Source organism: Streptomyces europaeiscabiei, from assembly GCF_036346855.1.
GTDB classification, from domain to species: Bacteria; Actinomycetota; Actinomycetes; order Streptomycetales; family Streptomycetaceae; genus Streptomyces; species Streptomyces europaeiscabiei.
The window spans coordinates 1,987,783-2,000,732 of record NZ_CP107841.1 but is presented as its reverse complement, the minus strand read 5'-3'; the positions used below and the strand labels follow the sequence as shown (position 1 = coordinate 2,000,732).

Genomic DNA, 12,950 nt, shown 5'->3' with positions numbered 1-12,950 from the left:
AACCGCAAGGAGCCGACCGAACGGAGCCCGCGATGCCCTTCGCCCGACTGGCCGCAGCGACAACCCCCACCTGCCACATCGGACTCGGCCTCGCCGCAGTCGCCCGCCCCGGCTACATCAACCTCGGCCGCGACGCCGACCTCGGAGAGCACCGCACCGTCGAAGCGCTCCGCACGCGCACCCACGAACTCCTCGACGCCGCCCACGCCCAGGGTGTCCGCTACTTCGACGCGGCCCGCTCGTACGGCCTCTCGGAGGAGTTCCTCGCCGACTGGCTGAAGGCCCGCCCCGGCATCGACGACATCGTCGTCGGCAGCAAGTGGGGCTACACCTACACCGCCGACTGGACCACCGACGCCGAGAGGCACGAGGTCAAGGACCACAGCCTCCAGACGTTCGAGCGACAGCGTGCCGAAACGCGTGACCTGCTCGGCGACCGCCTCGACCTCTACCAGATCCATTCGGTGACCCCGGACAGCCCGGCCCTCACCGACAAGGAACTCCACGCCAGGCTGGCCGAGGCCGCCGCCCAGGGCGTCACCATCGGCTTCTCCACCAGTGGCCCGGCCCAGGCGGAGGCCATCCGCACCGCCCTCGCCGTGACCGTCGACGGCGAACCCCTCTTCCGTACCGTCCAGTCGACGTACAACGCGCTGGAGACCTCCGCGGCGCCCGCCCTCGCCGAGGCGCATGACGCCGGGCTCACCGTGATCGTCAAGGAGGGCATGGCCAACGGCCGCCTGGCCGGGCCGCACGCCCCGGACGTGCTCAGGACCGTCGCCGAGCAGACGGGCCTCGGCTGCGACGCGGTGGCCCTGGCGGTGGTACTGCGGCAGCCGTGGGCCGGCGTCGTCCTCTCCGGCGCGGCCACCACCGCCCAACTCGCCTCCAACCTGCACGCGGCGGTCGTGGACCTCGACGACGAGCAGCTCACCGGTCTCGCGGACCTGGTCGAGGACCCGCGGACGTACTGGGAGAAGCGCGGACAGCTGCCCTGGAACTGAGAACGGCTGCCCCGGGCACGGAAAGAACCCTGCTGAGCCGTTCACCGTGAGACGCCCATGCCCGCGCTGAGACAAAACTGTCTCGTATGGGATATGGTCGTCTCATGGCCGTCGATCGTGAGCATGTGCTGCGCAGCGCAGCCGCCCTGTTGGCCCGTAAGTCCACCGCGACGATGGACGAGGTCGCGAAGACCGCCGGGATCAGCCGGGCCACGCTGCACCGCCACTTCGCCGGGCGCGACGCGCTCGTACGGGCGCTGGAGGCGCTCGGCATCGCGGAGTGCGAGGCCGCGCTCGACGCCGCACGCCCGACCGAGGGTCCGGCACGCGAGGCCGTACGACGGCTCGTGCGGGAGATCGAACCGGCCGCGGGCCTCCTCGCCTTCCTCTACACCGAGAGCCAGTTGTTCGAGGGGGAGGAGCAGCACGAGGGCTGGTCCCGCATCGACGACCGCATCGCGGCCCTCTTCAAACGCGGCCAGGCGGCCGGCGAGTTCCGTATCGACCTCACCCCGGCCTGGCTCACCGAGGCGCTGTACGGCCTGCTGGCCTCCGGGGCCTGGGCGGTCTCGGAAGGCCGCGTGGCCTCCAAGGACTTCACCTTCATGATCGCCGAGCTGCTGCTCGGCGGCGCACTGCGTCACCCCGAACAACCGAGAGAGGAATCATGACCAGCACCCTGCAGCCGGCCCGCACGACGGAGGCGGAGAAGAGGCCGGGCCGCTGGCTCGCGCTCTCCGTCCTCGTGCTCGCCGTGCTGCTGGTGGCCGTCGACGCGACCGTCCTCGGTCTCGCGACCCCCTACATCAGCGAGGACCTCAGGCCCTCGGGCACTCAGCTCCTGTGGATCGGTGACGTCTACTCGTTCGTCATCGCGGGCCTGCTCGTCTCGGCGGGCAGCCTCGGCGACCGCATCGGCCGCAAGAAGCTGCTGCTCATAGGTGCCGCGGCGTTCGGCGCGATATCCGTGCTCAACGCCTACGCCACGACGCCCGAGATGATGATCTTCGCGCGGGCGCTGCTCGGTGTCGCGGGCGCGACCCTGATGCCCGCCACCCTCGCCCTGATCCGCAACCTCTTCCACGACCCGCGCGAGCGCAGCCTCGCCGTCGGTATCTGGGGCGCCACGGCCTCCGCCGGCACGGCGGTCGGTCCGGTCGTCGGCGGTTTCCTGCTGGAACACTTCTGGTGGGGGTCGGTCTTCCTGATCAACCTGCCGGTGATGGCGGTCCTCGTCCTCGTCGGCATCAAGCTGCTGCCCGAGTCCCGCCACCCGAACCCGGGCCCGTGGGACGCGCTCAGCGTCGGTCTGTCGCTCGTCGGCATGATCGGTGTCGTGTACGCGGTGAAGGAGACCGCCACCCACGGCCTCGAGGGCAACGCGCTCGCCGCAGGCTTCCTCGGCGTCGCCGGACTGTTCCTCTTCGTACGCCGTCAGCTCACCCTGCCGCACCCGCTGCTGGACATGCGACTGTTCCGCAACCGGGGTTTCTCCGGTGCCGTCCTCGCCGACCTGCTGACCATACTCGGCCTGTCAGGCCTGGTCTTCTTCCTCTCGCAGTTCCTGCAACTCGTCCAGGGTCGACGCCCGTTGGAGGCCGGCCTCGCCGAACTGCCGGCGGCCATCGGCGCGGTGGCCGCGGGTCTGATCGCCGGAGCCGCAGCCCGCCGCTTCTCGGTCCGTTCCGTGGTCGCGGGCGGCCTGGCTGCCATCGGCGTGGCCCTCGCCCTGCTCACCCTGGTCGACCGGTCCACCGGCTACCCCCTGATCGGCGCCGCGCTGCTGATCGTCGGCATCGGCGCGGGCTTCTCCTTCACCGTCACCGCCGACGTCATCCTCTCCAGCGTCCCGAAGGAACAGGCGGGGTCGGCTTCGGCGGTGTCCGAGACGGCGTACGAGTTGGGGGCCGCCCTGGGCATCGCGGTCCTGGGCTCGATCGTCACGGGCGTCTACCGCGACTTCGCCGCACCCGCGGGCACTCCGGCCGAGGCCCGCGAGTCACTGGGCGGAGCGATGGAGGTGGCGGCGGGCATGCCGCCGAACGCGGGGCGGGAAATGCTGGCATCGGCTCAAGCGGCCTTCGTCGACGGCCTGGCCATCGCCTCCGGCGCAGGCGCGGCGGTTCTCCTGGCAACAGCGGCGGCAGCTTGGTTCCTGCTTCGCGGCCAACGGTTGGACAGCAAGGCTTAGGGGCGCGGGGGGCTGCGCGACCGGCCCCACCGACCCGCAGCCAACGAACGGCCGAAGTCCCCGGCACCCCCGGCGGAGCGGCGGCGTGGGGCTACGCCGCCTCTTTCGCCTTCGACGCATACATGTCCACGTACTCCTGCCCGGACAGCCGCATGACCTCGGTCATCACGGAATCGGTCACCGCCCGCAGCACATACCGGTCCCGGTCCATCCCCTCGTACCGGGAGAACTCCATCGCCTCACCGAACCGCACGGTCACCCGATGCGGCCGGGGCACCCCCGCACCTCCCGGCTGAATCCTGTCCGTCCCGATCATCGCGAAGGGGACGACCGGCGCCCCGGTCATCAAGGTCAGCCGGGCGATCCCCGTACGCCCCCGGTACAGGCGGCCGTCGGGCGACCGCGTTCCCTCGGGGTAGATGCCGAACACCCTGCCTTCGTCCAGCACCCGCCGCCCGGTCATCAGCGCGGCGACCCCGCCCCGGCCGCCGTCGCGGTCGACGGGGATCATGCCGACGCCGGTGAAGAACCAGGCCATCAGACGGCCCTTGATCCCCTTGCCGGTGACGTACTCGTCCTTGCCGATGAAGAAGACCTGCCGGTCGCAGACCAGGGGCAGGATCATCGAGTCGATGAAGGTCACATGGTTACCGGCGAGGATCACCGGCCCGTCCCCCGGGATGTGCTCCACGCCCTCCACCCGGGGGCGGAACATCAGGCGCATGATCGGTCCGAGCACTGCCTTGATGAGCACGAAGCGGGACAACAGGCCCTCCCATGTCAAGCGTTCCGGTACAAGTCTGTGCAGGTGAGGACGATACTCCCGGCTCACGGGCCGGCGCACACCGGGTTCACCGAGTGGATACCAAGTGTTGACGCTGTTTTACCTGCGGTGACGCACAGGTGGCGGCCTGTCACGGACACGAAACATGTGACGGACATCGCGCCACCGAACCGACACTCTGTCAGAATCCGCCTCTCGTGCGACACAAGGCGTCTTCCGCGTGTTCGGTCCCAGGTCTCCCAACGGTCACCTCGGGACACCTACGATCGTCCCGCTTTGACAGGTGCAGGGCATCACGGTGGAGGAGCCGTTCATGGGGACGCAGGAGTCGCGGCAGGCGCAGGACTCGAACGAGCAGGGACGCGGAGCGGGCCGACGGGCGCTGCTCGGCGCCGCGGTGCTCGGCGCGGGCGGAGCGGTCCTCGGACTGCCGGCCGCGGCGAGAGCCGACGAGGCCGAGTCGGGCGGGAAGTCGGGCGGGAAGTCGGGCGGCGGCCACCGGGGCCTGCCGGTGCCGACGATCATCGCGCACCGCGGCGCCAGCGGTTACCGCCCGGAGCACACGCTCGGCTCGTACCAACTCGCCCTCGACCTGGGCGCGCACGTCATCGAGCAGGACCTCGTGCCCACCAAGGACGGCCATCTCGTATGCCGTCACGAGAACGACATCACCGGCACGACCGATGTCGCGGCGCACCCCGAGTTCGCCGGCCGGAAGACCACGAAAATCGTCGACGGCGTCACCTACACCGGCTGGTTCACCGAGGACTTCACCCTCGCCGAGCTGAAGACCCTGCGCGCCAAGGAGCGCATCCCCGGCAACCGCCAGGAGAACACCCTCTACGACGGCCGCTGGGAGATCCCCACCTTCGAGGAGGTGCTGCGATGGGCCGACAGGGAGGGGAAGAAGCGGGGCAAGCGTGTCTGGCTGCACGTCGAGACGAAGCATCCCACCTACTTCCGCAAGCTGGGCCTGGGCCTTGAGGAGCCCCTCGCCAAGCTGCTGCGCAAGTACGACCGGCACAAGAAGAACTCGCCGGTCTTCCTCCAGTCGTTCGAGCCGAGCAGCATCCAGCGCCTGAACCGCCTGGTCGGCAGCCCCCTCGTCGTGCTGCTCTCCGGTGCCGCCACCCGCCCCTGGGACTTCGTCGAGGCCGGCGACCCGCGTACCGTCGCCGACCTGGTCAAGCCGGCCGGGCTCGCCTGGATCGCCTCGTACGCAGGCGGCATCGGCCCCACGCTCGACCTGGTCATCCCGCGCGACTCGGCAGGCAACCTCACCACGCCGACCACGCTCGTCGCCGACGCGCACGCCGAGGGCCTGATCCTGCACCCCTACACCATGCGCAACGAGAACACCTTCCTGCCCGCGAACTTCCGCAGGGGCACGGACGCCAACGCCTACGGCGACGCCTTCGGTGCGTTCAAGGTGTACTTCGAGACCGGCATCGACGGCATCTTCACCGACAACCCGGACACGGGCCTGTTGGCCCACGCGGACTTCGTGGACGGCTGAGGTCCGACCGGTGGACCTGGCCGTCCACGACCGACGCCCGACCGGTGGACCGACCGTCAACATTTGAGCACCGTGCCCCGATTGGGGTGACTCCCGTCCGCCCCGGCAACCCCTGCCGGGGCGGCGGCGTCCCGGGGCATATGACACACGACATGCTCACCACCCTCCGCCCCCTGCTGGTCGCGGAGGTGTCGGCCGAGGCCTACGCGGCCGGCGCCGAGGCGGGGGACCTGGAACAGGCGGTCTGGCTGCGTCTGCTGGAACGGCTCGACGCCGACGGCCCACCCGCGGACCCCGAGGGCTGGCTGCGCAGCGCCGTCCGCTTCGAGGCCCGCCTCAGCCGTCGCGCGGCCCGGGTCGAACAGCCCTACGCCGACGAGCCCGCCGACGAGCACGCACCCGGCCCCGAACAGTTGGCGTTGACGGCCGCCCGCCGCCGCGCGCTGTACGCGGCCGTACGCCGGCTCCCCGGCCGCTGCCCCCGGCTGCTCGCGGCCCTGCTGTCCCCGAAGGACCTCACCTATCGGGAGATCGCGGGCGCGTTGGGTATCTCACAGGGCAGCCTGGGTCCGGAACGTTCCAGATGCCTGGGATGTCTTCGACGATTGCTGGCCGCGGAGGTTGCGGCACGCGAACCACGGGGATAGGAGTGAAGGACATCGGGTGAGCAGGTGAGCGGGAGGCGTGCACACATGGGCATGAGCGTGACCATCTCGGTGGCGACCGATCAGGACGCCGAGCAGATCTTCAGGCTGCAGTACCTGTGCTTCCAGAGCGAGGCGGCACTGTACGGCAACTACCGCATCGATCCGCTCGTCCAGAGCCTCGACTCGGTCCGTGAGGAGGTCGCCTCGGACTGCGTGTTCGTGGCCCGGCTGGGTGACGAGGTGGTCGGTTCGGTGCGCGGCGCACTCGACGCCGACGGCACCGCGGCCATCGGCAAACTCTGCGTCCATCCGCGCCTCCAGGGCCACGGCATCGGCGCGAGGCTTCTCCGTGCCGCCGAGTCGGCCCTCGCCGAGGAGCGCGGTGCCACCAGGTTCCGCCTCAGTGCGGGCCATCGCAGCGAGGGAAACCTCCGGTTGTACCGCCGAGTCGGCTACGAGACCGTGGGCACCAGCCAGGGGCGGGACGGCGTACCGATGGTGATCCTGGAGAAGCCGGCGCAGGCGTACGCGGCGACGGCCTAACGAGGGGAGCGCGTCCGCGAGGGGCGCGGAGAACCGCGCGACCGGCCACGGCGGACCCGTAGCCGCCTGACGTCCCTCAGGCGGCCTCCTCCTGTCGCGCACTCTTCCGCAGCCAGTACATCGCGGTGACCGGAAGGAGTACGGGAATGAACAGGTACCCGATCCCGTAGTCCGACCACACCGTCCTGTCCGGAAACGCCGACGGCTCGACCAGCGTCCAGGTGCCCACGATCAGCACACCGGCCAGTTCCACCGCACAGCAGATCCGCGCGGCCCTGCGGGCGAACTCCCCGCCCCGCACCAGCGAGTACGTGATGAACCCGTACACGACACCGGCCGCCGCGGACAGCGAGTACGCGAGCGGTGCGTGCTCGAACTCGGTCGAGATCTGCACGACGGACCGTGACACCGCCCCGACGACCATCACGCCGTACAGCCACACCAGCAGCATCCCCGGCCCACTGATCAGCCGTGCCCGCCCGTTCTCCCGCGGCTCGCGGTCCGTGGCGGTCATGTCAGCCTCCCCAGATGTCGTAGAGACGTACCTGCAGCACGGCGAGCACCACACCGCCGGCCGCGACGGTCACGCTGCCCCAGCGCGTGCGCTCCGCCAGTGACATGAATCCGGTCACCGGGACACAGGCGAACGCCCCGAGGAGGTAGGAGACGAAGATCGTGGTCCCCTGCTCCGGCCTCTCCCCGCGCGCCAACTGCACGATCCCGATGACCAGTTGAATCAGGGCCAGCGCCGACACCACGGCCATGCCGATGAAGTGCCAGTCCTTGGTCGGCTGATCGCGATACGCGGCCCAGCCGCACCAGGCGGCGAGCAGAAGCGCGGCGACGGCGGTCGTCACCGTCAGGGCAACAAGCATGCCGCGACCCTATTACGGCCCAAAACCCCGCCGCGCCCGGCCCCGGGCGTCGAAACCCGCAGGTCGCACATCGTGGCCTTGGCCACAACGGCAGATGCCCACAGGGTGGACGGCACCACCCCGTACCTGCGGATACGTCCCTCAGGGCTGTCCGCTATACGGACAGCCCTCTCTCACATGCTTCATACATCTGCTTTACTGATCTCATGACCACGACGAGCTACCGCACCCCTGCGACCGAGGCGACGATGACGCCCGGTGCTCGTTGTATGTGTCGAATGTGCGCCTTCTAGAAGGCCCCGCACGCCGCTGCGCGTGACGGACCGAGCCTCCCCGCGCGCGCATGTTCTCCCCCGGTTCCATCGCCACAGCGAGAACCGTGTCGCGTCCCTGACAGCCTGCACCCGTGCCCGGGCACACCCACGCCCGCGCACTCGACAGTGACGGAAATCCAGTGATCACCACATCGGGCCTGACCAAGGTCTACCGAGGTCGCGGCCGCGAGACGACCGCCCTCGACGGCGTCGATCTGCATGTACGCGAGGGTGAGGTGTACGGCGTGATCGGCCAGTCCGGCGCCGGCAAGTCCTCGCTGATCCGCTGCGTCAACCTCCTCGAACGCCCCACCTCCGGAACCGTGACCGTGGCGGGCCAGGACCTCACCGCCCTGGCCGGCCGCGGCCCCCGCGCCGGCCGGGAACTCCGCCGGGCGCGCAGCCGTATCGGCATGGTCTTCCAGCACTTCAACCTGCTGTCCACCCGCACCGTCCAGGACAACGTCGAGCTGCCGCTCGAAATCCTCGGCAGGTCCGGCAGCGACCGCTCCCGCAGGGCCGCGGAACTGCTCGACCTCGTCGGCCTCGCCGACAAGGCGAAGGCCTACCCGGCCCAGCTCTCCGGCGGCCAGAAGCAGCGCGTCGGAATCGCCCGCGCGCTGGCAGGCGACCCGAAGGTGCTCCTCTCCGACGAGGCCACCAGCGCCCTCGACCCGGAGACCACCCGCTCGATCCTGACGCTGCTGCGCGACCTCAACCGGCAGCTGGGCCTGACCGTGCTGCTCATCACGCACGAGATGGACGTCGTCAAGACGATCTGCGACTCGGCCGCCCTCATGGAGAAGGGGCGGATCGTCGAGTCCGGCACGGTCGGCGAACTGCTCGCCACCCCCGGCTCCCAACTGGCCTCCGCCCTCTTCCCGGTGGGCGGCGAGGCCACCGGCGACGACCGCACGGTCCTCGACGTCACCTTCCAGGGCGAGGCGGCGACCCGGCCGGTCATCTCGCAGCTGTCCCGCACGTACAACATCGACATCTCGATCATCGGAGCCGCCCTCGACACCGTCGGCGGCCTCCAGGTCGGCCGGATGCGCCTCGAGCTGCCCGGCCGCTACGAGGACAACGTCGTCCCCGTCGGCTTCCTGCGCGAACAGGGCCTGCACATCGACGTGGTCGGCCGGGACGTCCAGGCGTCCACGCTCGTGAAGGAAGGTGCCAGGTGACCTGGAACGAGATGTGGCCCCTGCTGGAGCAGGCGTGTTGGGACACCCTCTACATGGTCGGCTGGTCCACCCTCATCGCGATCGTCGGCGGCCTCCCGCTCGGCATCCTGCTCGTCCTCACGGACCGGGGCGGCCTGCTGCGACACGTCCTCGCCAACAAAATGATCGGGCAGATCGTGAACATCGCCCGCTCGATGCCCTTCATCATCCTGATGGTCGCGCTGATGGGCTTCACCCGCTGGGTCACCGGCTCGACGATCGGCCGCGAGGCCGCCATCGTGCCGCTCGCCGTCGGCGCGATCCCGTTCTTCGCGCGCCTCGTCGAGACGGCCGTCCGCGAGGTGGACCACGGGCTCGTCGAGGCCGTGCAGGCCATGGGCGGCAACACCTGGACCGTCGTCCGCAGGGTCCTCGTCCCCGAGTCGCTGCCCTCGCTGATCTCCTCGGCCACCACGACCGTCGTCGCCCTCATCGGCTACTCGGCCATGGCCGGCACCGTCGGCGCGGGCGGCCTCGGCGACATCGCCATCCGGTACGGCTACCAGCGCTTCGAGACCGAACTGATGTGGATCACCGTGGCGGTCCTCGCGGTCGTCATCTCCGTCATCCAGTTCGCCGGCGACCACGCGGCCCGCGCCCTGCACCGGCGCGGCGGCCACTCCGGCTCCACGCCCAGGCTCCGCCTCCTGAAGGCCGAGTCCACCGCGCCCGAGGTCACCAAGGCCTAGGCCGTACGTCGACTTCAGGCACCCGCAGATGTCCCGTCCCACCCACGACGGGATCGCTCCACCCAAAAGGAAAGGCACTTTTCGTGCGTAACACCGCAAAAATCGCCACCTCCGTACTCGCCGCCGGAGCCCTCACCCTCGGACTCACCGCATGCGGCGCGGGCGACGACTCCGCCTCCGACACCAGCGGCCCGCTGGTCGTCGCCGCCAGCCCGACCCCGCACGCCGACATCCTCAACTTCGTGAAGGACAAGCTGGCGAAGGACGCGGGCCTGGAGCTGGAGGTCAAGGAATTCAGCGACTACGTCCTGCAGAACCCGGCCACGGAGGACGGCTCCGTGGACGCCAACTACTTCCAGAACCAGCCGTACCTCGACGACTACAACAAGAAGAACGGCACCGACATCGTGCCCGTCGTCACGGTCCACCTGGAACCCCTCGGCCTCTACTCGAACAAGGTCAAGAGCGCCGACGCCCTCAAGAGCGGCGCGACCGTCGCCGTCCCCAACGACACCGTCAACGAGGCGCGTGCCCTGAGGCTCCTCGACGCGAGCGGGATCATCACGCTCAAGGACGGGGTGGGTACCGACGCGACCCCCACCGACATCACCGAGAACCCGAAGAAGCTCCAGTTCAAGGAGTTGGAGGCGGCCCAGACCCCGCGCTCCCTGGACGACGTCGACGCCGCGGTGATCAACGGCAACTACGCCCTCGAAGCCGACCTCTCGCCCGCCGACGACGCCCTCGCCGTCGAGCCCGCCGAGAACAACCCGAACGGCAACTTCCTCGCCGTCAAGAAGGGCAACGAGGACGACCCGCGCGTCAAGAAGCTCGCCGAGCTCCTCACCTCCGACGAGGTCAGGAAGTTCATCGAGGACAAGTGGAGCAACGGCTCCGTCGTCCCGTCCTTCTGATTCCCGTCCTTCGGCCGCGTCCTTCGAACGTGTTTTTCGAACGTGTCCTTCCGAGCCGACGGCACGTATACGGCGTATCGCCACGCATGGGGTCCGCTCCCTCACTGGGAGTGGACTCCGTGGTGCGATTGAGTGCTTTCATGCTGCATGCTGGGCAGTTCAGCAGGCTCTCAAAGTTTTCGAAGGTTACGGAGCGGCGCATGATGAGGACCTTTCCCGACATCTCCATCAGCACGGATCGGTTGGTTCTGCGCCCGTTCGACGACGACGACATCCCGGCGTTCATCGAGATGATGAACGACGAACAGGTGATGGCCTGGACCGATGTCCCGCAGCCCTTCACCGAACGCGAGGCGCGTACCTGGATCACGGAGTACGCGCCCACCGAACGCACCTCCGGACGCGGCCTCGACCTGGCGGTCACCGAGTTCCTCACCCAGCGCCTGGTCGGTGTCATCCAGCTGACCAGAACCGACTGGCACGTGCGGGCCACGGAACTGTCGTACGTCGTCGCCCCCTGGGCGCGCGGCGAGGGCTACGCCTCCGAGGCCGCCCTCGCGACCGCCCAATGGCTGTTCCGCGAGCAGAAGTTCGAACGGATCGAGCTGCGCACCGCCGCCGACAACACCGCTTCCCAGCAGGTCGCGCAGAAGATCGGCTGTATCAGCGAGGGCGTGCTGCGCAACGCCTGCATAGCGCGCACCCGCACCGCCGAGGACGGCTGGACCGAGGTCCGCACGGACTTCATCGTCTGGAGCCTCCTCCCGGAGGACATCGAGGGCGTCAGCGAGGAACTCGCCGACGGCGGCGGGTTCGGCTCGTACTCGGACTGGAACTGAACCACCCACGGGTACAGGTGAGGCCGTGAGCCCGGACACCGGGTCCCACCGCGTCACCAGGTACCCTCACGGGACCTCGTGCGGGCGCCCCGACGACCTGCGAAGACCCTCTGGAGACTGACGAAGATGGCCGACCGGGTCACGGTGATCGGCTGGGACGGCTCCCCCCTGACCGCGGCGGCGCGCTCCGCCCTCGCCGCCGCCACGCTGGTGGCCGGCGCGGCCCACCACCTCGCCCTGCCCGAAGTGCCCCCGGCCGCCGAACGCATCCGCCTCGGCAGCGTCGCCCTCGCCGCCCGCCGCATAGCCGGCCACCGGGGCACCGCCGTGGTCCTCGCCGACGGCGACCCGGGCTTCTTCGGCGTCGTCCGCACCCTCAGGTCCCCCGAGTTCGGCCTGGAGGTCGAGGTCGTCCCCGGAGTCTCCTCCGTGGCCGCCGCCTTCGCCCGTGCGGGCATGCCCTGGGACGACGCACAGGTGGTCGTCGCCCACCGCCGTACGCTGCGCCGCGCGGTGAACGTGTGCCGTGCCCACACCAAGGTCGCCGTCCTCACCTCACCCGGCGCCGGACCCGCCGAACTCGGCCTGCTCCTCGACGGAGTGCACCGCACCTTCGTGGTCGGCGAGGAACTCGGCACGGCACGCGAGCGGGTCACCGTCGTCACCTCCGACAAGGCCGTCGACCGCACCTGGCGCGACCCCAACCTCGTCATCGTCATCGGCGGCCACGCCGCCGCGGCCGAGGGCGGCGGCTGGCTCGCAGGCCGCGATCCCGGCACCGGACCACGCGGCTGGGCCCTGCCCTCCGGCGTCTACGGCGGCGCCATGGGCGAGGGCGAGGCCGAACTGCTGCGCTCCTCCCAACTGGCCCGCCTGGGGCCGCGCGTGGGCGACCTCGTGTGGGACATCGGCTCCGGCAGCGGCGCCTTCGCCACCGACGCCGCCCGCTGCGGTGCCGCCGTCATCGCCGTCGACCGCGACCCCGAGGCCTGCGGCCGTACGACCCTCGCCGCCCGTCGCTTCGGCGTACAACTCCAGGTGGTCCACGGTGCCGCCCCGCACGTCCTGGAGAACCTCCCCGAACCCGACGTCGTACGTGTCGGCGGCGGGGGAGCGGCGGTGGTCTCCGCCGTCGCCGACCGCCGTCCGCAGTGCATCGTCACCCACGCCCTGACCCGTCCCGCCGCCGAGCGCATCGGACGAGACCTGACCGAGCACGGGTACGAGGTCCGCTGCGACTTCGTCCAGTCCGTGGAACTCGATACAAGGGCTTGGACGGAGCGCGAACGGAGCGTCGCGTTCCTGCTCAGCGGGACGTTGCCCGATCGTTCCCTGTGATCCGGTTGTCGTACCGGCGCGGTAGGCTGGCCGACTGTTGTACCGCACTTCGACACCCGGCACTTCGTCGGTC

14 protein-coding genes are annotated in these 12,950 nt (G+C 70.0%); 11 read left to right on the top strand and 3 right to left on the bottom strand.

Annotated features, from left to right (window positions below; translation table 11 throughout):
- Positions 1-32 precede the first annotated feature (32 nt).
- The 3 genes from OG858_RS08550 (at position 33) to OG858_RS08540 (ending at position 3,195) form a co-directional block, all read left to right on the top strand.
- Positions 33-1,004, top strand: a complete 972-nt coding sequence (locus tag OG858_RS08550) for an aldo/keto reductase (RefSeq protein WP_086746265.1) — start codon at positions 33-35, stop codon at positions 1,002-1,004.
- Between the two features lie 104 nt (positions 1,005-1,108).
- Positions 1,109-1,675, top strand: a complete 567-nt coding sequence (locus tag OG858_RS08545; protein ID WP_162948287.1) for a TetR/AcrR family transcriptional regulator — start codon at positions 1,109-1,111, stop codon at positions 1,673-1,675.
- Entirely contained in the window at positions 1,672-3,195 is a 1,524-nt protein-coding gene (locus OG858_RS08540; protein WP_319067342.1) for an MFS transporter, read from the top strand. Before OG858_RS08545 ends, OG858_RS08540 begins: the two co-directional genes overlap by 4 nt.
- A gap of 91 nt (positions 3,196-3,286) precedes the next feature.
- Here OG858_RS08540 and OG858_RS08535 read toward each other — a convergent pair whose 3' ends face one another.
- Positions 3,287-3,961: a lysophospholipid acyltransferase family protein gene (locus tag OG858_RS08535; RefSeq protein WP_037701619.1), complete on the bottom strand. Its 675-nt coding sequence runs from the start codon at positions 3,959-3,961 to the stop codon at positions 3,287-3,289.
- A gap of 331 nt (positions 3,962-4,292) precedes the next feature.
- On the opposite strand from OG858_RS08535, the gene OG858_RS08530 reads away from it, so the two are divergent.
- From OG858_RS08530 to OG858_RS08520, 3 genes are all read left to right on the top strand, one after another.
- Positions 4,293-5,495, top strand: coding sequence for a glycerophosphodiester phosphodiesterase (locus OG858_RS08530; RefSeq protein ID WP_319067344.1), 1,203 nt, complete (start codon positions 4,293-4,295; stop codon positions 5,493-5,495).
- Between the two features lie 140 nt (positions 5,496-5,635).
- On the top strand, positions 5,636-6,142 hold the full coding sequence (locus tag OG858_RS08525; RefSeq protein WP_086746269.1) for an RNA polymerase sigma factor: 507 nt from the start codon (positions 5,636-5,638) through the stop codon (positions 6,140-6,142).
- Between the two features lie 45 nt (positions 6,143-6,187).
- Complete coding sequence (locus OG858_RS08520) at positions 6,188-6,685, top strand: GNAT family N-acetyltransferase (RefSeq protein ID WP_328545022.1); 498 nt, start codon at positions 6,188-6,190, stop codon at positions 6,683-6,685.
- Between the two features lie 76 nt (positions 6,686-6,761).
- On the opposite strand, the gene OG858_RS08515 is transcribed toward OG858_RS08520, so the two are convergent.
- Both OG858_RS08515 and OG858_RS08510 read right to left on the bottom strand, forming a co-directional pair.
- Positions 6,762-7,199, bottom strand: a complete 438-nt coding sequence (locus OG858_RS08515; protein ID WP_086746271.1) for a hypothetical protein — start codon at positions 7,197-7,199, stop codon at positions 6,762-6,764.
- A 1-nt stretch (position 7,200) separates the two neighbouring features.
- A complete protein-coding gene (locus OG858_RS08510) occupies positions 7,201-7,560 on the bottom strand; it encodes a hypothetical protein (protein ID WP_086746272.1) in 360 nt (119 codons plus the stop codon).
- A 454-nt stretch (positions 7,561-8,014) separates the two neighbouring features.
- Between OG858_RS08510 and OG858_RS08505 the strand changes: the two genes are divergently transcribed.
- The 5 genes from OG858_RS08505 to cbiE all read left to right on the top strand — a co-directional run bounded on the left by OG858_RS08505 (position 8,015) and on the right by cbiE (position 12,877).
- On the top strand, positions 8,015-9,058 hold the full coding sequence (locus OG858_RS08505; RefSeq protein ID WP_327749118.1) for a methionine ABC transporter ATP-binding protein: 1,044 nt from the start codon (positions 8,015-8,017) through the stop codon (positions 9,056-9,058).
- The gene (locus tag OG858_RS08500; protein WP_086746274.1) at positions 9,055-9,786 is read left to right on the top strand and encodes a methionine ABC transporter permease; all 732 of its coding nucleotides are present in this window, start codon (positions 9,055-9,057) and stop codon (positions 9,784-9,786) included. The genes OG858_RS08505 and OG858_RS08500 overlap by 4 nt, the downstream gene beginning before the upstream one ends.
- An 83-nt stretch (positions 9,787-9,869) precedes the next feature.
- Positions 9,870-10,700 (top strand): MetQ/NlpA family ABC transporter substrate-binding protein, encoded by an 831-nt coding sequence (locus tag OG858_RS08495; protein ID WP_086746275.1) that lies wholly within the window; start codon positions 9,870-9,872, stop codon positions 10,698-10,700.
- A gap of 200 nt (positions 10,701-10,900) precedes the next feature.
- Positions 10,901-11,539, top strand: coding sequence for a GNAT family N-acetyltransferase (locus OG858_RS08490; RefSeq protein ID WP_086746276.1), 639 nt, complete (start codon positions 10,901-10,903; stop codon positions 11,537-11,539).
- A gap of 126 nt (positions 11,540-11,665) precedes the next feature.
- The gene (gene cbiE / locus OG858_RS08485) at positions 11,666-12,877 is read left to right on the top strand and encodes a precorrin-6y C5,15-methyltransferase (decarboxylating) subunit CbiE (protein ID WP_319266496.1); all 1,212 of its coding nucleotides are present in this window, start codon (positions 11,666-11,668) and stop codon (positions 12,875-12,877) included.
- Positions 12,878-12,950 lie beyond the last annotated feature (73 nt).